This is a genomic window from Pseudomonas sp. P867, from assembly GCF_019891455.1.
GTDB classification, from domain to species: Bacteria; Pseudomonadota; Gammaproteobacteria; order Pseudomonadales; family Pseudomonadaceae; genus Aquipseudomonas; species Aquipseudomonas synxantha_A.
On record NZ_JAFLXB010000018.1, the window covers coordinates 1 to 21,200 of the forward strand.

Annotated in this window: 16 protein-coding genes, 1 tRNA gene and 1 pseudogene; 3 read left to right on the plus strand and 15 right to left on the minus strand. The window is 51.4% G+C overall.

The features are described 5' to 3' along the window. Together J1G33_RS25060 and J1G33_RS25065 are read left to right on the plus strand one after the other, a co-directional pair. Positions 1-263: pseudogene (locus J1G33_RS25060) on the plus strand (DDE-type integrase/transposase/recombinase); the annotation flags it as partial. Continuing rightward, positions 256-876, plus strand: coding sequence for a hypothetical protein (locus J1G33_RS25065; RefSeq protein ID WP_223018975.1), 621 nt, complete (start codon positions 256-258; stop codon positions 874-876). The pseudogene J1G33_RS25060 and the gene J1G33_RS25065, both read left to right, overlap by 8 nt. A 92-nt stretch (positions 877-968) precedes the next feature. Here J1G33_RS25065 and brxL read toward each other — a convergent pair whose 3' ends face one another. The 12 genes from brxL to J1G33_RS25125 form a co-directional block, all read right to left on the minus strand. After that, positions 969-3,023 carry a protease Lon-related BREX system protein BrxL gene (gene brxL / locus J1G33_RS25070; protein ID WP_223018976.1) on the minus strand — a complete coding sequence of 685 codons (2,055 nt, stop codon included), beginning with the start codon at positions 3,021-3,023 and terminating at the stop codon, positions 969-971. Further along, positions 3,007-5,628 carry a BREX-1 system phosphatase PglZ type A gene (gene pglZ, locus J1G33_RS25075; protein ID WP_223018977.1) on the minus strand — a complete coding sequence of 874 codons (2,622 nt, stop codon included), beginning with the start codon at positions 5,626-5,628 and terminating at the stop codon, positions 3,007-3,009. Before pglZ ends, brxL begins: the two co-directional genes overlap by 17 nt. A 163-nt stretch (positions 5,629-5,791) precedes the next feature. After that, positions 5,792-6,724, minus strand: coding sequence for a nucleotidyl transferase AbiEii/AbiGii toxin family protein (locus J1G33_RS25080; RefSeq protein WP_223018978.1), 933 nt, complete (start codon positions 6,722-6,724; stop codon positions 5,792-5,794). Beyond that, the gene (locus J1G33_RS25085; RefSeq protein ID WP_223018979.1) at positions 6,714-7,478 is read right to left on the minus strand and encodes a type IV toxin-antitoxin system AbiEi family antitoxin; all 765 of its coding nucleotides are present in this window, start codon (positions 7,476-7,478) and stop codon (positions 6,714-6,716) included. Before J1G33_RS25085 ends, J1G33_RS25080 begins: the two co-directional genes overlap by 11 nt. A gap of 175 nt (positions 7,479-7,653) precedes the next feature. Further along, a complete protein-coding gene (locus J1G33_RS25090) occupies positions 7,654-9,342 on the minus strand; it encodes a DUF262 domain-containing protein (protein ID WP_223018980.1) in 1,689 nt (562 codons plus the stop codon). 52 nt (positions 9,343-9,394) lie between these two features. Continuing rightward, positions 9,395-12,997: a BREX-1 system adenine-specific DNA-methyltransferase PglX gene (gene pglX, locus J1G33_RS25095; RefSeq protein ID WP_223018981.1), complete on the minus strand. Its 3,603-nt coding sequence runs from the start codon at positions 12,995-12,997 to the stop codon at positions 9,395-9,397. Then, positions 12,994-13,623, minus strand: coding sequence for a hypothetical protein (locus tag J1G33_RS25100; RefSeq protein WP_223018982.1), 630 nt, complete (start codon positions 13,621-13,623; stop codon positions 12,994-12,996). Before J1G33_RS25100 ends, pglX begins: the two co-directional genes overlap by 4 nt. Positions 13,624-13,707: 84 nt before the next feature. Beyond that, positions 13,708-17,385, minus strand: coding sequence for a BREX system P-loop protein BrxC (brxC, locus tag J1G33_RS25105; RefSeq protein ID WP_262416944.1), 3,678 nt, complete (start codon positions 17,383-17,385; stop codon positions 13,708-13,710). 5 nt (positions 17,386-17,390) lie between these two features. After that, on the minus strand, positions 17,391-17,969 hold the full coding sequence (locus J1G33_RS25110) for a DUF1788 domain-containing protein (RefSeq protein ID WP_223018983.1): 579 nt from the start codon (positions 17,967-17,969) through the stop codon (positions 17,391-17,393). Then, on the minus strand, positions 17,960-18,556 hold the full coding sequence (locus J1G33_RS25115) for a DUF1819 family protein (protein WP_223018984.1): 597 nt from the start codon (positions 18,554-18,556) through the stop codon (positions 17,960-17,962). The genes J1G33_RS25110 and J1G33_RS25115 overlap by 10 nt, the downstream gene beginning before the upstream one ends. Positions 18,557-18,641: 85 nt before the next feature. Further along, positions 18,642-18,926, minus strand: a complete 285-nt coding sequence (locus tag J1G33_RS25120) for an ADP-ribosylglycohydrolase family protein (protein ID WP_223018985.1) — start codon at positions 18,924-18,926, stop codon at positions 18,642-18,644. A gap of 9 nt (positions 18,927-18,935) precedes the next feature. Next, positions 18,936-19,190: a hypothetical protein gene (locus J1G33_RS25125; protein ID WP_223018986.1), complete on the minus strand. Its 255-nt coding sequence runs from the start codon at positions 19,188-19,190 to the stop codon at positions 18,936-18,938. Positions 19,191-19,309: 119 nt separating this feature from the next. Here J1G33_RS25125 and J1G33_RS25130 point away from each other — a divergent pair, with 119 nt between their 5' ends. Beyond that, positions 19,310-20,182, plus strand: a complete 873-nt coding sequence (locus J1G33_RS25130; protein WP_223018987.1) for a WYL domain-containing protein — start codon at positions 19,310-19,312, stop codon at positions 20,180-20,182. A 210-nt stretch (positions 20,183-20,392) separates the two neighbouring features. Here J1G33_RS25130 and J1G33_RS25135 read toward each other — a convergent pair. From J1G33_RS25135 to ihfA, 3 genes are all read right to left on the minus strand, one after another. Continuing rightward, positions 20,393-20,469, minus strand: a tRNA-Pro gene (locus J1G33_RS25135). A 90-nt stretch (positions 20,470-20,559) separates the two neighbouring features. Beyond that, the gene (locus tag J1G33_RS25140) at positions 20,560-20,916 is read right to left on the minus strand and encodes a MerR family transcriptional regulator (protein ID WP_003174972.1); all 357 of its coding nucleotides are present in this window, start codon (positions 20,914-20,916) and stop codon (positions 20,560-20,562) included. Beyond that, positions 20,897-21,199, minus strand: coding sequence for an integration host factor subunit alpha (ihfA, locus tag J1G33_RS25145; protein WP_002553164.1), 303 nt, complete (start codon positions 21,197-21,199; stop codon positions 20,897-20,899). The genes J1G33_RS25140 and ihfA overlap by 20 nt, the downstream gene beginning before the upstream one ends. Position 21,200 lies beyond the last annotated feature (1 nt).

Here is a 21,200-nt window from a genome sequence, read left to right on the forward strand (position 1 = left end):
GTCACCGACATCACCTATATTCGTACGTATGAAGGCTGGCTGTATTTGGCGGTGGTGCTGGATCTGTTTTCCCGTCAGGTCGTTGGCTGGTCAATGAAGTCGCAGATGACCTGTGATTTGGCCATTGATGCGTTATTGATGGCGGTTTGGAGGCGAAAACCGAAACAGGAGGTGATGGTTCACTACGCCGCCATGGTTTCAACAATCAGCTGTCACCGGTAGAGTTTGAAAAACGTTACGCAATGAGTTTGCAAGGTGTCTAAAGAATCCGGGGCGATTCAGTATCCAGCCATAAGCAATGAACTCGAACGTTGCGAAGTGGAGCTGGGCGCGGTGCAAAACCACCTCGATATCGAAATCAATAAAATGGCCGGCCAGGTTTCCAACCAAAAGGACTCCAGCCTATTTGGTTCAGACAGCCTGACGGAGTCGTTGCTGAAGCGGCAAACTGCACTTACCCCTGTTCTAGAGCAATGGAAACTGTGCATGGGAGCACGAATGATTGCGTGCCAACTATTGAGTAAGTTTGAAGAATCTGCACCTGTCGCTGCTCGGCGTCTCGATACACTGAAGGGTAAACTGGAACAGTTTTTGTCTGAATCTGGACCGGTTAGAAAATTTGAGCGTGCGATGGATATCAGGATTAAGGGCCTATCGTCTTTCGTTGATTCGAAGACGACCATTCACGCAAACCGAATTCGACTCAGCAAGTGGAAGAAGCTGGAATTACCTGCTTTTACCGAAGCTAGCAATTCCACGCTTATCTTGATGGATCGATTGATGGTGGAGCAGCAAAAACCACAGTCTGTCGTTATGCAGTTAAAGGTGGAACACGGACGGATATCTGAGGCCTACGCCATCTCTTCGAAGGCTTAGAGAAGCAAGCCCAGTCCCCTCTCTACTAACTGAGTCGATCTGACTCGCATCTGAAATTGCGCGCTGCGGCCCAGCACCGCGCATTTCATACTTTAGCTAACACCCAAAGCCTTGAACACTGCATCAACGGGATCACTGTAAAAGCTCGTTTGGAATTTCGCGAACAACTCCCCAGGGACGGTCGGAATATCCTTCACGCTCGCCATAGGCAGAAGAATACGTTTAGCCCCCGCATCGAACGCCACCTGCATGCACTCAGCAAGGTTTTCTACGGGTATTACATTGCCGCCCAAGCTCATATCACCCAGTACTACCATCTGCGCTTGGAGTGGTTTCTGCATCAGCACGGAGCAATAGGCGATAAATCCGGCCAGCGTCAGCGCTTTCGGCGCTCCGGTGTTATGAAGCTCAACAGCATGCAGGTGGTAATCATGGTCACCGACTTTTGATGCGGCACTGACGCGATTGATGTTGGCTTTGAAGTAATCGAAAGCGACCTTCAAGGCTTCTTTCGCTGAGGAGCTATTCCCGAGACCAGACATGTTTAATCTGCCACTGCCCGCTGTTACCTGTGTTTCCAACCGGTACAGCCCCAAATGTCCATTCGCCCCCGTAGAGACCAAGTGCATGGCCCCAGGCTTGCCCTGCCCTTCTGGGATCAGTCCCCCACCTCCCTGCTCCGGCACGCTGATAAAGGTCTCTTCCAAAGAATCCGCATCAATATAAGAAAAGTGGACATCGTAGAATTCCATACCACCGATTTTCTTCAGCTGTTCCTTAATCCTGCGGCGGGCTTCCAAGGCGTACTCAAGGCAACGGCGAACCGCTTCCTGATCATAGTCAGCGCTTGGATGGAGAAGCTTTAGCAGGCCGGAGACCGTGCGCCTCACAGCGATGGTGTCTCGTTGATTGAGATTGTTACCCAGCTTGAAATAGCGGTCGATAGCATCGGCAAAATTCCGCTTACGCATCTCACGCATGAATTCGGCCAAGTAATCGGTGATCAATCCGTAGCGGTTGGTGAAAAACTCAGGCCGCATTTTCGGTACTTCCCAGCCCGGAATATAGGCATGGAAGCGGTCGAAAAAAGCCGAGTCAATCATCGCTGAAGGGAACGGTGCCAGCAGGTGACTGGTCTTGACGAGGGTGTCCACAGGCTGGTTGATGTTGCCAACAAACATCATGCTGGCCGAGGCTGAGATGGAGTCACGACCACGAGCAAAGGAACCCGAGGCCATGAAATCCTTCATGATCTGAACACCATCCTTGTCCTTGAACGAGATCCCCGCTACCTCATCGAAAGCAACCACGTCCCACATCCCGACCAGACCAATCTGACGCCTAGACATGTTGTAGAACAAGTTAGCAACCGTGGTTTGGCCGCCGGAAACCAGAATGCTATTGGGGCTGACTTCTTTGTAGATGTGGCTCTTACCTGTCCCGCGCGGCCCCAGCTCGCAGCAGTTATAGTTGTTTTCAACGAAAGCGATCATTCGCGTGAGCAAGTGCCATTTCGTGCGCTGATTGAAATGCGCCGGCTCCATCCCGGTTGAACGTAGCAAGACATCCATCCACTGATCTTCAGTGAACTGCTTACGGGCCTCCAACAGCGCATCTATGTCCATGTTTGGCATCTGAATAGGCTTTAGGTCATGGACAGTGAACGGAGAACCTTTCGCTCCCTCTTCGAAAAAGTAGTTCATCGTCACGATGCACCAGATGCCACCCGCCAGGAGCTTCTCAAACTCTTTGATAAAACGGCTGGGTATTTCAGCGTCCTTGACACCTAGGTTCATGAACAGCGCCTGATAGATATCGCGACGCTCATTCAGACTGACAGATACCTTGTCGATGATCTTAAAGCTCCCACGCTCACGGATCTTCGATTTGACCTTCTCTGCCTCGTCGGGACGCACATAGTTCTCGGCGAGGATACGCTTAACCGTCTCCAGACCATCTGCGATCACCTCTTCATTGTCTGAGGCACAGTACATGCCGAGCAGGTACTCAAGCACGTACACAGGTACGTTGATACCTTCCTTCAAACGCTTGGTGAGATCCTTGCGTACTACCTTCCCCATGAAGAATTGGTTCAGCCGACCATCAAGATCAAGGTCGAGATTGTCACTGTCAGAAATCGAAGTCATTGCTGATCGCCAAGTTTATACGGACATCAATGCGGAACTGCTCTACGTCGGTTTCGGCATCTAGCAGCTTAAAGAAATAACTCTCACTGGAGGAAAACGGCCGGTTCAGAAGAGTCAGGATCACCTTGCGCTGACGCTGATCAAGGTTTGGGGAATCGCTGTCGAATGAAACCTGCTCGACGACCGACACGGCTTCGCCCGCTGCATCAAAAACCCCGACACGTAATGCGGCAGGTTGAATACGTTCGGATACAGCTTCGGTCTGCAAAAGGTTAAACACGTAACGGTTGGTGGTGATCGTGAAATTATTACCTAGCACCGTTACCGGTACCTTGCGTACTGCGGTGTCCTTGACCTTCTGTCCTCTGATTTGCTGCACCTTGAGCACAGGAACAACGATTTCCTGCAAGGTTCCACCACCGTGGATGAAGCGCGCGCCACCGACAAAATGGAATCGGTTCACCCCACGTGGAGACCAAAACATCATATCGTCACTGATGCCCGCTGTTTCTTTGATGTACCCACTGTGTACTTGGTCGCTGGTACCCAGGTTACGTCCAATCAGGTAACGTTTTTTCGACACCACGCTGCTTACTGGCTTGGTAAGCAGCTTGCTCTTGTCTAAAGACTCTAGCGCCGAATCCTGGAATAGGAAGCCGTGGTCTGCCGTGACGAGGACTCTATGTCCATTGAGGTTATTGATGATACGGCTAACGATAGATTCCAGCTCGTGGATCGCATCACGACAAGCGCTGAAGGTACTGCTTTCAGTGCTTGCGGTATCACCTACGGCGTCGATCTTGTTGTGATAGATGTAAATCACACGATATGGCTTGATCAGCTCACGCCCGTCGGTCTTATTCATGTTCAAGAAGTCTTCGGCACGTAGCGCCAGACCATTTACACCTGCAAGGATCTTGTTGCGAGCCTCCAGGCCATCGCTGCTCAGGCCATCCACTTGAACTAAGCCTGCATCGGTATAGCTGAGGGTGTGATGTGGGAGCAGGCTAGCCATTCCTAGCTTCGTATAGGACGGCAACACACCCAGTTGACTGCCCAGCTCGGCTGCAAAACGATACTTCCCGTTAAGAGAATCACTCAGCTCCTGGGCAACCTCGTAGCGTAGCGCGTCGCTGATCACCACAAACACGCGCCGATCCTCTCCCCCCTTCAGATAGCGATCAACCTGCTCGGCATAGAAATTTTGCTGATTGGAAACCCCAGGCAATCTCCACTGTTGCAGCAAGCCTCCATCGAGGAAACTCCCCCACTTCTGCGCAAAAGGTTGAAGAAAGCCTGTCAGGTAATCCTGCTCAACCCGAGAGGTCAGTGGAGACAACGCATCCGGGCTACGTGCATACAAGACATCTGCGGCTTCGTGATAAATCCTATAGAGCTGGTCGAAGCGATACAGCTCTTGGGTGTATGCGCTGTAACAGGCTTCAGCCGAGGCGAAGGAAAAGCCACCCGAGTAACGCATCCTCAGCTCGAACAACTCCGAAGCCGCGATCAGCGAGCGGTAATACGCATGCCAGACAGAGCGGTTCGCGTCGTCGTTATCCGGCCAGCGCGGATTGGCCCAGTAGCCGTCCATACGACGACTGGCCATGTCCCTCAATTGTTGGCCCACCGTTTCACTGGTGTTGTTGAGTACAGCATCACGAAGACGCTCGGCTATCTGCCGCTCGATATCGACGAAGGTACTGACCAGCATAAGCGCTTCCAAGGGCGCTTGGGCCAGCAAATCTCCGGGGCGCAAGTCAATGGCAATACGTCTGGATAGTCGATCATAGGACCGCTGTCGGAGCGTACTGTCTCGCCATTGAGAGAGAAAAACAGCGACATTGGCCGCTCGTAACGGATTCAGCTGAAGCGCTCGGAGGCTGCTGGGAGCATGAGCATTCAGTACATACCCAATATCAGTGGAAAACAGGCGAACGAGGAAATGTTTTACCGAAGGATCAGCATGTTGATAACCGAAGGCTTGCAACATGAGCTGCCAGAAAACCGGCTGCATTTCGAACTTGCAAATCGCGCCCCACAGCACGTTATCTTCAAGATTCTCAGAGTCTGCGAGAGATGAAAATACCGCAGTGAAAACTGCAAACTGCTCCGCCTGTTCAACCTTCGCCAGCACAGCAAGTATCTTCAGGTCCACGGCGGCTTCATCATCGTCCGGACTCAACAGCCGCTGTATTTTAGCCACTCTCTCTTTGCTAGCAAAAAAAGCGCTACGGGCTTTCAGGTGGTCACGCAGGCTTGGCCGACGCAATCCCAACTCCTGCAACAGCATAGACGTACGATCAGCAGCAAAAGATGCAGCGTAAAGTCGGATATCGAGCAGCCAGTCGTTTTCCGGCGAAGGCGGACTGCCCTCTTCGTAGATCAGAAAACGCCCATCAGGCCTTTCGAGTTCCACCTTCTGCTTGATTGATAGTGCAGGAACCGAAGTGCGCCTCAACACCTGCACATCAGGCATGACAACGCTCTCTAGCAGCTCACTGAACTCGCCCTGCGCGTCTTCCCACCAGACCACTCGGCAAACACTGAACAGCTGCAACAGCCCCTCGCCAATTTTTTCGAGTTGTGCAGACTGCTCCGACATAATTTACCGCCCCCGAGCGGGTTTAAAAAAATACTAAAAAAGCACCAATAAGGGTGCCTTAGGAAAAAAAAATAAACCAATCACGATTTTGGATTGAATCTCGTACGCCAAGCCCTGCCCATAACGCCCATTCCAAATGGTAAGCAGGAACGGTCCACACAAATCAAAAGGTTCGGCCTGCCAGCATTTGGTCGACGACAATTTGTAGCTTATCAACCGCTCCCGCCCGCCTTGAAGCAGACATTTCCATAATGTTACGCAGCTTCCATCGCACCGCCGGCAACTGATCAACCCCTGGCAAATTCAACAGTGCCCAGTCAGGTTCTCCCCGTTTAAGCGAGAGCAGAAACGCGGCATCTTGCTCGGTGAACTGCTCCTGGATCGCAGCAAGCAACGCAGCCCTAGTAGACTCCAACTGCTCCAGCGTGACCGGTTCACGAGTCATACCCGCGAACTCAGCCTGGAAGATGCCGTCCAGCTTCTTCCACCGAGGGGAAAGAAGCTCAGCTATGGGCCGGCCATGGCTGATCAGATACACCAAAAAGCCCTCAAAGATTTCGCGTGTCAGCCCTTCTTCGCGGAGCATTAACATGACATCGAAGAGGTCCCTGGGGTGTTGCCGATCTAACGCGGCGCAAATTTTACCACCGTACAGATCAGGCAAGGAGACGACAGAGATAGAGGCAAAACCGAATTCGTCCTCAACTAGCGGCACCACATCGCGCTCGACAGGCTGATGCACAGTGCCACGCAAGACAGGCGATACCTCAACCTTAATCTGAGCCTGCGGACTCCTTACCAAAACTCGCAACTCATCGTCGCGGTTGCTCTGCACGGTTGCACCAACCTGAGGCAAGCCTCGACCCACTGCATCTGCAATCCGTCGAAGCGCAAGACGCACGTCCGTCAAAGCCTGCTGACGGTCAGAACTGGGTAGGTAAGCCAGGTCAATATCCACTGAAAGACGAGGTAAATCCCGAATAAACAAATTGATGGCAGTTCCGCCCTTGAGCGCAAAACAACGCTCGGCCGCCACGTAGGGGATTACCTGTACTAACAAGCGCACCTGATCAGCATAACGAGGATCAATCGACATTGGCAAAACTCTCTGGCACGGTGATGAGGAACTCTTTATCGAGCCGACCACCCGGGGTGATCTGACGCTTGCCTTTGCCTATATCGATCCTTGAAACATCTAATCGCTGATACCATGCATGGCCACTGTTTCGAGCCAGCAGAAGGAAGACGCGTTTGACTCGAATGGAGCTACAGGCTTCAAGCAGCCTTTGTAAGCATCGAGGACTTAGCGTGGCCAACCCGTTGAACACGTCGACCACACTACTAAAAAGAATCTCGTTCGCGCTTCGATGGATAAGCTCAAGCACGGCACGTTCTGGCGTAGAGATTTTCAGGTCAAATTGAGAGTAAGGCACTTGGAAGGCTTGCAACGCAGGGTCCTCCATTGAGGCGAAGAGCCCGGTGGAGTGAAAATTTACCGAGACTTCCCATGCGTGCTTGCTAAACCAGCCAGGCAGGCTGGTGCCGGCTGTGGCGAACAGTTCGACAGTCTCCTTCCCGAATGATAGGTAATGGCTGTATCCAGCCAGGCTCAAAGCGGTCGCCCCACCCGGCCAAATCCGTAATGGGTCGTCCTGTTGCAATGCGAAAACGCCGCCTTGCCAGTCGATCTTATCGCCGCTCCGCTTCCACGTGCCGTGACCAATACGCTCCAGCCAGCCACTGTGCTGATACTTTTGTACCAGGTTTGGCCCTACGCCATGCTCATGTAGCCACGCCTGCGTGGCTACAGCACCGGAGGGCCAATCGGAAAGGAGCTGGTTTATTTTCACAGCCAGTATTTATCCATAAGGATGATTTTCAGCTAAATTTTAAACCAGTCAGCCGGGTTCAGCCAGTCGGATGTCGGTGGGTGTGCCCCTATGGGGGCCTGATCCAAACCACGGATACGCCCCCTTTCCAAAGACTATCAAAGGATGCGAAAATCACTATCGCTCTCGCGGTGATTCAAATTTTAAACTCAAGCGAAACTTCCGACTTTAACTTTTCCTCGCGGCGACGAATGAATCTCTTTATTGATTCAAGATCATTCCAATCGCAACCAGCCTCATTTATTTCATTTTGGGACATCAAAGGTGCCAAATTATAATGAACAACCTTCTCATCACCGCCCTTTCTACCCTTGCTGGAGTTAGAGGCCGCATGATCAATCACTAAGTTACCAAGATTGTTCAGGTAGTTTTCTCTAAACTCATCATCAAACTCAACAGACAATGCTTTCTTCGCAGTAATATGCTCAATACTGAGCTTTTCACGGGCATCCTTCGAAGCGTAGTCTCTGCTCGACAACAATGGAAAGCCCTTACGATGACGAAGACTATTCTCGTAAGAAAAAAGAATGTAGCGGACTACGTTTTTTTCAAGCCAATCATAATAATTATTATAATCGAAGGCTTCGCGAGCCCGCCCATTAATATTCCACCAATTCTCCAAGACAAAGCTCTCGATCACCTCAATGACATCTTTATCGTTGCGCATAGAAGTAAACTGATAGCTTTCACCGTTGCTTCGCAGTCGCGCTAAAGAGGAACGGAACGTAAAGGCATTGATGGCTTTAACCAAGCGCGAAAAATCAGATGGCCTTTCACTATGCACCTTCATCAATGCTGGATAAAATGGAGCAACACGGCCGATCATAAATGTTTTCGCCAATTCCGGATCAACGAATCGGCGATCTCGGATCTGAGCAAATAATTGAAAGCTTTTTTTCAGGCGAGCTGGATAGTCTCTAATCTGCTCTCTCGCCTCCTCCCGTCGCTCCGCATCACTCACCAATCCGAGTATCTTCTCCTTGATGTAGGCCTTCGGTTTATCAGTGTAATCGCTCGGGTACGTCTCAAACGCAAGCGTGTGATAACGCAGCACATCCCGATCATTAATGTTGTGCGACTCAATCAACCGATAAATTTCAGAAAAATCTTCTTGGATTTTTCCTATCACTTGCTCGGGGTGATCGTAGACAACTCCCGCGTTATACATCAGGAAACTTTTGATCGATTCCAGATCCGTTAATCGCCGCCCCCTATCATTCAACAACTCAAATATCTGCGTAGCTGTACTGATCTTGTCCACCACATAGAGCAGCACATCAGCATTGATGGCGGTCGTATAAACTCGCTCAAGCATGGCCAGATCATGGCGAACCAGCTGTTCCTCAAAATATTGCCGTGCGTCCAACAAAAGCCTTTGCGAATGGGTTCTTAGTGTTACATCTTCGGTTGCAGGCGGGCGGTCGCCCAATACCAGATCATGTAGGAAGGCATTACCCTCATTCGCCGATTCAAGCTTGAAGACATCACCATCACGCACAAAGATGCGCCGCGTACGCTCAGATACGAGCATAGAACTCTGGGAAATTAGCTTCCCAAGCAACACGTGCATAAAGATGACCAGGGTGGTCAACCGTTGCTGGCCATCCACTATATCCACTAGAGCGAACTCGCTCTTGTTTCCATTCAGATGAAAAAGAAAAGATCCTAGGAAATAAGGCCTATCAGGGTGTTGACTGCATAGGTCATTGAAAAAATCTTCAAGGTTATCTTCACGCTCCCAGGAGTAAGCTCGCTGATAGGTCGGAACGCTGAAGATACGGGTGCCATCAAAGATGTCTTTAACAGTGGATTTGCCGGTTTGCATTTACATCCTCATTGTCGAGATAAGCGGCCCACCTAAGTGAGCCGCCAATCAGTCAGTCTTCCTTGCCACCTGTAATAGCTTTCACTTCGGCCAGCAGATCACCAAATTTCCCGTAATTAACCTTTACGCCTTCATCTAGATTGAGAGAAATCCGTTGGTCCGCGTAAGGACGCAGCGCTTCATCGAAGCGACGAAGTTCTTCAAGCTGTTTGGCGAATTTGTCTTTGCGCTTTTGCAGGGCTTTCTGCTGGGCACTGCCGGTGGCAATGTTGATGTCGTCAGCAAGCTTGTCGATACGGGCCTGCATACGGCCTTGTAGGGGAACGACATACTCCATACGCATACGCGAGAGCGTGCCCTCGTTGTAGCGGTGCAGGTAAACCAGGCACTCGAAGGCCTTTTCCTTACCGCTGGAGAACAACCAGTAAATTGGGCGTTTCTTGTAGGTATGCAAATGATCCTTATAGAAACCGCTGGACAAGTAGCGACGAATTGAGTCACCGGCTGACTCATCTACCTTACGGCCCAAGCTATTAGCTAACCACTCCATATTCTCTTGGAGGGCACCCTCTCCCCAGACCACCATAAGGAACTCACGCACACGCTCAGCAGGATCGTCCTCAAACCAGAACTCCTCGGTTATAGGGACAATGCCGTCAATATCTGCGGGGAATTTAAGGTAACGCGAACGATCAAAACCAATGCCACCACTGCGAGCGTAAATCAAACCCTCCTCATCAAGGCTATACCGACCCATCATACAACCTATGACATAAGAAATTAATGCTCGCATGTCTTTATTACGCTCAGCACGGCTTAGCGTCACTACATCAGGAGAGACTTCCGGAGACAACTCCGCCTCAAGACCAAACAACCTTATGAAATTTTTATTATTTTCGACCTCTAGGGCAGTGGCTTTACTCAACTCCAAAGACAGCCAATTAGAATAACCCTCATAACACGCCCCCAACAACCCCACGGCTCTCTCAGAGCCTAAAACTCCAAACCCAGTAAACCCCCATGAAATTTCTTTTAAATCCCAGTCACGCTTAGCAATACTAACAAGCTCAGCCACAACCGAAGAAACATCAGATGACTCAAAGACCTCTCTCTTAACTGGCAAAACCTTTAAGCTACCAGGGTTAAAATCTTTAGGGGCAACCACTTTCAAAAATGGGGATACAACTTTTGAGTTAAGGTACCCTAAAGTCGGCAATACAAAATGTTCCTCCTCTGAAAAAAACATAGAGTTTTTTTGATCAAAAATATAACCTTCCTCAACATATCTAGCACAGAAACTTTTGGCTATATTATTATAGGAAATACCACTATTGAAATACTTATTGGAGTTCCTGACTGTCGAGCTTCTGTGAGCCCTTATCTCCGCCCCGCCGCCCTCCCAATTCACGACAAATACCTGATTCCCGTACCATTTTTTAAATTCACTACCTTTCACGTACGGAAACCAGCGACGCCCATTATTCGCGTCAGCTATTTGTTTGCAGCCGAAAGATACCAGGTCAAAATCAACCTCAAACCAGTAGCGTAGAAAAGCATCATTGTCCCCAGTCTGTAAACCAGTTAAAGCCTCCGAAAACTCTTGGAGAGCGCTTGAATCAGCAAAAGCAGAGATAGTACTTTCTGACGCCGCATAGGCCATTACGCGCCGAGGTAACAACCGAAACAAGTCCGACTCAACATCATAGCGCTGCTCACCCAAAATCAGTGACTTTGCCTTCTCAACGGTATCTTTCTGTGCTGTCAAGTCAAAATAACTTCCCTTACACTTATCAATAAACTCATTAACAAAAATGAATGCTACAGTTTGAACAACCTCTCCATTAATTTCTGGAAAGGCGCGCGGACCTAAATGTGCCAACGTAAGAAAACTCACTTCATCAAGTAGCTTCCCTCTGAGTGAAGAGTATTCCTCACCATACATCCAACTATCCATTGATATAAAGGAGTAAAACGCAGTTTTCTTCCCCAGCATACAGGCGCGCTCGACAAAAACAGCATAAAGGTCCGATCTAGACATCTGCCAGTTTTCATCTACGAAACACTGCAACTTAACGGGCATCCCTTTACGCCCCATATACGGTGGATTTGCCACAACAATGTCGTAGTGCTTTGACAATGCCATTGCTGGCAGAGCAAATTGCACTAAAATCTGTGCAGCGTAGCTCCGCGACAAATCGTTCCCATGGGAAGACACAGACTTAAGAAGATCTATCATTGTAGATAGCTTTCCCTTTAGGCTTTCTGGCACTGTAATCAGAGAACCATAGGTCTTGCCACCCCCAAATATCTGAATCAACTCTCGAAAATCGCGCACAGTGAGACCAGAGCTGTGCAGTGTTTCTAATTGCCCGCCACCAAAGAGCTGGCCACTTTGCATAACCTCGCCGCCCTCATTCTGAATGGCTGCATCGAGGATAGTTTTGGCCATGTCTCCATCTGGTAGGCCAGTGCTTTCTTGAATGGCTACCACATTAAGATGTGGAGGATTAGACTCATCATCGAATAGACGACGGTCGTCTTCACGGGCCTTCATCATCAGAGCAAAACCAGCTAGCTGCGTGGCGCGGTCGTCGATGTCAAGACCATAAAGATTTTTTTGCAGAATTAGTCGGGGAATATCTCGCATTCGATACCCCCGCTCTTCATAAATGGCGCGTAGCAGGTTATAGGCTTCGAGCAAGATATGGCCAGAACCACAGGCTGGATCGAGAACGGAGAGGAACTCGGGGTTGAGCGTACCGCCATCCTCCTCCACCCGGACCTTGATCAGTGCATCGAGCCGGGCCTGAACTTCCGGAGTCTGTTCGGCAGGCTCGATGTAGTACGGCATTTTTTCTTTGAGCCTGGAGCCGGGATTGGCCATTAGCCAGAGGCGACCGAGGCTGTTCTGCACCAGGTACTGAACAATCCAGTTGGGGGTAAACAGCTGAGTGGCGGCGGGAATGTCTTCGCTCTTCACCACCTTGCCGATCACCTCGTCCTTTTTCTCGCTGATGTAGAACTGGTAGAGCCAGCCGATGACCTCGACGTCTTGCCAATCGCCCTCTTCGATGTCGCTGACCAGATGGGCAATCGGCGAGTCGGTGCGCAGAAGATTGTCCGGGAGTAACAGCTCAGTGGCATCGTCCAGTGCTTCGAAGAGGAACGGCATATTGCGGTGTAGCTCGTGGCACTGGGCGAGCAGAATCTCGCGGTAAAGCACTTCGTCCTGATTGCCCGCAGTTTTCAAGCGTATGACTTCGGCCTTGTCTAACCCGAACAGATCGAGATGCTGGACATTATCGAGGATCTCCGGCTGCTGGCCCTGCGGATGGCTGAGCACACGGTAGCCATGGCTGAGGTAGCCCTTGAGTTCCATAAAGCGAATGGCAACCAAGCGGTTGAACCAAGTGTAGGCCAGCGCCTCGACTACAGCGCTAAAGCCCTGCTCCTGAATACGCCGGGACAACGTGGCACGCTGCTTGCCAATGCTGGCCGCAAAAGGCTGGCCACCGATTAACAACACATCGCCAGTTTGTTCGACATTGACCAGCAGGGTCGGATCGAGACCCAAACGCCGGGCACGCAGGGTGACGGCCTCGATAAAATCGAGACGGGCCTGGGGAGCGTATTTCTTGAGTGCAGAGCGGTTCATGCGTGTTCCTTGCTAGACGTCTTGGGCTTATGCGGCTTAAGGGCACGGCCATACATCATCAGGTATTTGTCAAAGTCGCTTTCTGAATACTGAAGCTTGGTAGTTGCTTCGGTTAGAAAGCGTTTCAGGTGAGCGATATCGCTCCAGTCGGAAGGCTTTTTCTTCGGTTGATGCACGCGTAGAAAATGATTCATTGCGCGGAAATTGTGCTGATCAATGATCGGCACGTCGCGAGGATGAATCAGGTGAGTTAGGAAAGCAGAAGTGATGTAGCGCAGCCGCCCCAGCCGCTCGCTCCACCAGTGAAAGGTATCCTTCGGCGAAGGGGCATCAGCGAGAACACCAACCCATTTGAGATACTCACCCCAAAGCGCCGAGATCTCAGTGATCAAGGCCCCTTGCTTACCGGGATAGTTGGTCTTCCCCCAGTGCCCCCATTTCCAGAGCAGAGCCAAATCCAGTTCGACGTCAGGCTCAAATGCTGAAAATGTCTGCTTGAAGCGTTGGTAGTCTTGCGCTGGATACTTGGTATAACTGTATTGGGCAAAATGCTCGCTATAGGTGGACTGCACCTCTCCTGCAATAATCTGCCAATCGGCACGCCTAAGTACTTCCCCAGCTCCCATGGTCGCTTGCTCCTGTGTACCGACTACGAAGATCGACGGCTGTGCTCTACACAGCCGCTCTGCCTGTTTACGAACCCGGACTCCTTAACGAATCTCCACCCGCTGGTTGTCGGCCACTGCTTCCTCCAGCTCCTTGCGTAGCTTGGCAAGGAAGTTATCAATGCCGGTCTGAGTTTCGATATAACCAGAACCGGCAAGCAGTTGAGTATCGATAATGCGCCGCTTCTTGACCGGTATAACCGGCGCTACTACTGCCGCAGGCGCGCTATTCACCGGAGCGGTTTGTTCCACCACTGGCACACCCGGACTACCACCGCCCGATGTCACAGTTGTCGGCTTAGGTGCACTGGCTGCGACTTTCGCTTTGGCAGCGGCTTGATCAGCCAACAGCTGTAAATGATCAATAGCCGCATCGGCCAGCTCACGGGCCTCGTCCTGCATCTGGCTGATATGAGCCAGGCTGCGTTGCTCGGCGAGACGCTGACGGAGGTTTTGCAAGAGCAGCAAGCTGCGGTTACGTTGATCCGGACTCGCTTGCAGCGCGTCCAATTCCGCGTTGACCTTGGCTAGTTGCTTCTCCAGCCAGAAGTCTGCGCGCTCGTGGGCTTCCTTGAGGAAGCCGTCGTTGACCTGGGTAGCTGTCTGAATCAGGCTTTCGCTTTCGCGAATCAGATTGAATGGAGCTTTGGCGTTTAGGATTTCGTCGATACGCGCCAACGCACGAGCCGCCTTCTCGTCCTTCTCCAGCTTTGGTCGGTTGGGCTGAAAATCCAACTGTGCGGAGCGCAGTTTGTCCCAAGCGGTTTTCTGGCTACTGTAGAAGTTATCCAGGTCACCGTAGCTGTCGGAAAGATCGAGTAGCGGGTTGCGCTCTTTGAGAAATAACTGGATGGCATCGAAGCTATCAGGGGTAGCTTTGAGCTTGCCAATCAGTTTGAGGCCCTGATCGATTTCGTCCAAACCAGGATACTGGCCATTTTGTGCCAGCACCCGCCATTGCTTAAGCTCGCCCTCCCATTTAGCAAGGCTGCTTTGCAGCTGATCGTAGAGGGTGTCTTCACCGTCCGGAGCAATCTTCTGGAACACGTCCTTGAACTGCTGACGGGCCTTTTGCAGTTCGCCAGAACCTACCTGCTGGCGCTTCTGAATTTCAGTGGTGCGCCAGCGTGCCGGCGTGGAAATTTCGTTCCAGATTTGCTGCGGAGCCAATGGCCCGCCATTACCGATCAGGCTGACTTCACCTTTGAGCAACAGACGCACAATAAGAAGCACCGTTTCCCACTCCGGCCACCCATACTGACGCCGACCGAAGTGACCTTCCGCGAGGTCATGCAGGACGATGCGCCGCGATTGGGAGGCTAGCAATTCGATGTGCTGACTTACTTCTTTGAGCGCACGCGGATTGGCTTCGCCAGTGCTCTCCAGACCGAGGCCCGGTGTGAGCGGCGTGGCCAACAAAGCCTGAATTTCCTTCTGCGGATCACTGCTCAGGTGCTGGATATAGTTGAGCTTGTTGAAAGTGTTCCGCACCAGGTAATCAAGCGCTTCCTCCGCCAGCATCGGTGCACTGGAGGCCTTGGTTTCCAGCTTGTTGCCCGCCACATATACCTCGGCCTCACGCAGCAAGCGGTCGACACTTGTGCTCAAGCGTTGGCGGCGCTGACGGTTTTCTTCGGCGCGATCCTGAAGGATCCGTTTAGTGTTATGCGGCAACGTCCCATCGTTCTTTCGCGTGATGAACTTGTCAGTTTGTAGGTACAGGCGTAGTTCACGCGCTAAATCGCGCTCATCGTCCAGGCGCAACAGCACACTACCCTCACCCTGACTGGATTCCAGAATGCAGCGTTGCTCACTCCAGGTGTCACGGTCATCTACCAACGGACTGATGACCGAGATCAACAGATCTCCGTCGACACGGTTACCAAGAGGATGCAGATCGCATTGGCGGTTGAGGCCAAAATCTTTGCCATTGTCCGGGAAGCGGAATTTACGCTGACCACGCAAGGACTCATCAAACAACAATTGACCCAGTTCACGAGCTTCGTCGGCACTGGTGAGATCAATCTCTTTGATCTCGCGACTGATATCGCGCTCTTCATTCGTCAGGAAGAAGAAATCATCACCATTGCGACTGACGAGAGTTTCCTTTTCCAGACGCTGTAGGCTGTCTTCGATCTGCTTGCGTAGCGCTTGGCGATCGGCGTCGATCTCATCAATAAACAGCGTGATCAGGTTATCAACGTTGCCCTTGATCTCATCGACATATCGGATGAGGAATAGGGTTTTCAAAACTAATGTGTCAAACCCTTGCAGGCTGAGATTGCTGGCCGCGTTGTCGATGGTCGATTTGACCACCCCTTCAAGGAAGCCTTCGATAGACGGGTAGAAGCGGTAAAGCGGCACCAGAACACCAATTGTGTTCTCGCTGACCGCCTTGGCCGCTGACTGGAAGGCATCCAGCAGCGAACGCTCGCCTCGGGCTAGGTGAGTGCCGGTGGCCCCGGCCTTGCGAATGCTTTCAAAGATGCGTTGTACCAGTTGGAACTGATATGGCACAAAGGGGTAAACGGCGGCGAAGTTGTCTTCGTCGGTAAAGGCCTTATAAGTACGCCCAGTGTTGGTAAAACTTAACTGGTTACGCAGAATGTCGGCTTTCTCGCGATAGATCTTACGCAAGGCATCCTTGGGCTCTGACTCCTTGTCGAGTAGGCGACGCTGGATGACCTCATCGACGTTGCCGCTGGACAACGACAACCGCGTTTTGAAACGACCTTGAATCTTAGAGAAGTCGTTGGCCTTGGACGCGCGCACCTCACCAAGGACGGCATCGATATCCTCTTGTGATGTCACCAATACCCATGCGCGGCCGCCACAGACAGTGCCGAGGTTTTCGGTAATGGTTTGCAGACTAAGCATTAGATGGGTGTCCTGGCCAATGAACTGGCCTACCTCGTCCACCAGGAACACGATGCGTTGATCTTTGCCCCGCTTGTCTAGGTAGTCCTTCACCCATTTGGCGAAGCTCTCGACATTGAGGTTGAAGTCGTTCTCAAAGCGCTCTACCCACGCGTCAGCATCCTTGATTTCCTGGCCCAATGTTTGTGACAAGGCCGTGGCCAGTGCATCGACCTGGAAGTGGTACGCGTCGCGTTCATCTTCCCAGGTAGATCGAGAAGCCTCGGCGAAAGCTTGCTTGAAGGCTACAAATTTTCCCTGGTCATCCAGGTAACGCTCCATATGCGCGATATGTGGATGATCACCGCAGAAGCCGAGGCGCTCGTTGAAGACTTTCAGGAATACGCGAAGGATCGCGTCACGACCATCGCCGCTGTCAGCCTTGCTGTCGATGTTGAACAACAACACGTCAGTATCGGCCGCAATAGCCCGCTTGATATCGGCAGCGAGCATCGGGTCGGCTATTTTGCGCTCAAAGAAGTCAATGGCTTGGCGAGTATCACCTTCCTTGCTGACGCGTTTGTTTTCCAAAAGATATGACAGGATTTTCAGAAAATGGGATTTACCAGAACCGAAGAAGCCGGATATCCACACACCTACTCGTCCAGAGGCTGCTTCGGGGTTATCTAATGCCCCTAGGTAGCTTTCGAAAAAGCTACGAAGATGTTGATCCAACTCTCGGGTAATAACGTACTCATCAAGCTCCTGCCAGACGGACTCTGCATCGCTCTGGTCAGCCTTGATTACCCCGTTGATGGAACGGTTGATGGGACGCGTAAACAAATTTTTAATTAACAATGTGGACATCCTTTTCAGCTCACCAGACGGAAAGCGCGGTAATAAGGTTTTTCGCCTAACTGGCAGAACAGCTGGAGAGACTGACCGTCGTAGCGACCTGGGTAGAACAACACCAAGGGGGTCTGTCCCATGAACGGCTGAAGGTTGTTCAGAAGATTATGGGTACGGACAAGCGGATATACGCTACCGACACCAGTTATCATGAGCAGCCCGTACTCATTGGGTGGATAGCGACCCACTAACTCTTTGGCGACCTTGCCGGCGTCGAGTGGCGCTTTAAGGGCTTTTTGCAAAGCCTCGTCCCCTTTTTGAGCTTGCCGTTCGATAGATTTTTCCAGCAAATTTCGACTGGTAAGCATATCGAGCACAAGCTCGAACAGATTGATGTACGCAACCTTCAGATCAGGCCGACGCTTGGGTATAGCACCTAAGAGAAATCCTACGTGATCACGAACCTTAAGTTCATCCTGGGGTAGGTAGTCGAAGGCGTAAAACGGCACCTCATTCCCTAATCCTTCCCCACCGAGAAAATCATCAGAAGTCACTCGGTCCAAAATCTTGTTGAGGCGTTCATCGAGGTTATTCACGGACATACCTGAAGGCAATCAAGCACGTACTGCTCGTTGTGCTGATGTAAAAAGTGGAAAACGGCAGGCTCAATGTGCTGGCTACGCAAACGAAGGCTACGGGTGTCATCAATGAAGCCAGCCTCGGCAAGCATACGCATGGCATTTTGCCTTAACTTGACCCGAGTCGAATCACTGAATGTGGGTGCATCCAGATTCGTGTGGAGGCGATCCTCCAAAAAAGCATTCCAATGCCGCGGTTCAAGGTGTGTAGAGAAACGTCGAAATTGATCACGAACCACGGTGCGGAGAAAGTCTCCAAATAACGGAGAAAATTTCACGGTGGCCGCAAGTACGGCTTGGGTCGCTACCGGCAAGCTTCCATCTCGCACAAGCTCCCACAGCTCAGAATCCATCGTCTCCAATCTTGATCGGGCCATGCTCGCGTATGTCGTTGCAGTCTTCGCGGTCCGTTTCTGCAACACGTTCAATTCGACTATCTGCCTTTGCCACTCTTGCCTACTGACCCCCTGTAAAAGCATCGCAGCGACGACACGGGTCTCAGGAACGATGAGGGAGCACCGAGTGAAGCTGTTTAGGGATTGATTGCTCATAAATGACTTTTATTCTGCGACCGCTACAAGAGCCACATTTTGACGGTCAAGGGCAGGCAGCGCCAGCGCGAACACCATAGGATCCTTAAAAAACACGACACTCAGGAATCCATACCGATCTCATAACACCGGAAACATGACAGATGCTCCGAGAGCTACCTCGAACATAAGGTCGCAGCAAGCCTTCGGCGGTAAAGAGCATCATTTGTTTGTCGTCAGTGATGGCTCCGGAGATGCCGTAAGCTGGAGAGAAATCGATGATACCTTGTGGCCCGAATTCTGCGCGGATGGTATTCCACTCACGGAATACAACTGGTGCATCCGATGCGTCACCCAGCAGGCATCCTTTGATACGGTCAAGCCTATTCATGTTGGTTCCTTACGCTGCCGGAATCAGTGCTTGCAGCAGTACCAACTTTCTTTTCAGTTGCTCGACGTGCGCTCTTTCCGCTCGTAGGGCCGAGCGCAGCTCCCTGTTTTCCACTTCCTGGATCTGCGCCCAGCGCATAGAGCTTTTGCAGTCGACGATCAATTGCCAGATGTCTTGCAGTTTCAGGTAGTGAAGCAGCAGTACCACTGCAATCACCAACATCATCAGTAGAGCCCCTGTCGAAATCGCATCCGACGTTGTCATGTCCACATCCTTTCGTGAGTTCGAATCATCTCGAAGACAGCCAAATGATATGTAGTGTTTTACGACAGGTATAGAATGTAGACTTATACAGGTAAAGTATTCACGCACATGGAGGGGTTATGAAACGCCAACAAGATATCAAGCAGGTGCGCTGGGATCTGGCACTTCGCTATCGCTTGATCGAGACGGTGGTCTGGTGGGAAGGCCGGCTGACCACAGGGCACCTGATTCAGAGCTTCGGCATCAGCCGTCAGCAGGCCTCGAAGGACATCAACACCTACATCACTGAACATGCGCCTAAAAACCTTACATATGATAAGCAACTGAAAGGCTACGTACCCAGCAAACACTTCAGGCCGCTGTTCATTGATGACAGCGCCAGCGCCTATTTGCATCTATTGAATCAGACGCACTCCCGCGCGCCGCATGTAGAAGGGCTAGCCCTGGCCTATGCGCACACCATGGTTTTAGAAGTACCAGATCGGACAATCCGTCCCGAGATTTTGCGCCCACTACTGAAAGCTTGTCGTCATAGCGAAGTGATTGAAGTCGAATACGTTTCACTGGCCAATCCAAACCCGGAAACTCGTTTGATCGCACCGCATACCCTGGTCTACACAGGCATGCGCTGGCATGTGCGGGCGTATTGCGAAAAGAATCGTGAGTACCGGGACTTTGTGCTTAGCCGCCTACGTGGCCTGCCAGAGTTCGAACGGAAAACCGAAAATCTCATTAGCGCCGATGAAGACTGGAATACAGAAGTCGAAGTGATTATCGAACCCGACTCACGCCTCAAGCCGGAACAGAAGGCGATCATCGAAATCGATTTCGGGATGAGCGAGGGGGTACTGTCGATTCCGACGCGCCGCGCGCTAGTCAAATACGTTCTTCAACGCTTCCAAATTGATCCAAAAAAGCTAGATCCCAAGGCGGCAGCTCAGCAGATCGTGGTGAAGAATCTGGATGATTTGAAGCCCTGGCTTTACGAGTGATTCAATTATCAGGGCGTGGGGGCGATCGCATTCCGCCCTATAAGTGCTGGGATCTATAAGGTGTTTTGGACAGGGCATACCGAATTGGTTCATCGCATAGGGTACAGCACGCTGATGTGCCCTATATGTGCCCTAAACTAAAAAAATCAGGAGCACAAAAAAACCGACCTTGTTAGATCGGCTTAACTGTCTGATTTTATTCAGGAAATATGGTCGGGACGGAGTGATTCGAACACTCGACCCCTAGCACCCCATGCTAGTGCGCTACCGGACTGCGCTACGCCCCGACTAGGCGTGTTACTGGGTTCGCTTCTTAACGAAGCGAACCGGAATATACCGCAAGCTTTTGAAATGTGGAAGTATTTTTAAAGCTTGAATCATTTCTTCAGCACCACCAGCACATCTTCCAGTTCGGAGATCATCTGGCGGATCAGTTGCTTGTATTGGGTGGTGTCGTCTTTGGCTTCATCACCGGACATACGCTGGCGTGCGCCGCTGATGGTGAACCCCTGGTCGTACAGCAATGCACGGATCTGTCGGATCATCAGCACGTCCTGGCGCTGATAATACCGACGGTTCCCGGTGCGTTTGACGGGGTTGAGTTGAGGAAACTCCTGCTCCCAATAGCGCAGCACGTGCGGTTTTACGGCACACAGCTCGCTGACTTCACCAATGGTGAAGTAGCGTTTGCCTGGGATGACGGGTAGTTCGTCGTTATGACTTGGTTCCAGCATAAGCCTCAACTCGGGCCTTCAACTTCTGCCCTGGACGAAAGGTGACCACACGGCGAGCCGTGATCGGGATTTCTTCTCCCGTTTTTGGATTGCGGCCAGGCCGCTGGCGTTTGTCCCGCAGGTCAAAATTGCCGAAACCGGACAATTTGACCTGTTCGTTGTCTTCCAGAGCGTGGCGGATCTCTTCAAAAAACAGCTCGACCAATTCCTTGGCCTCGCGCTTGTTCAGACCCAACTCTTCGTACAGACGTTCCGCCATCTCAGCTTTCGTCAAAGCCCCCATA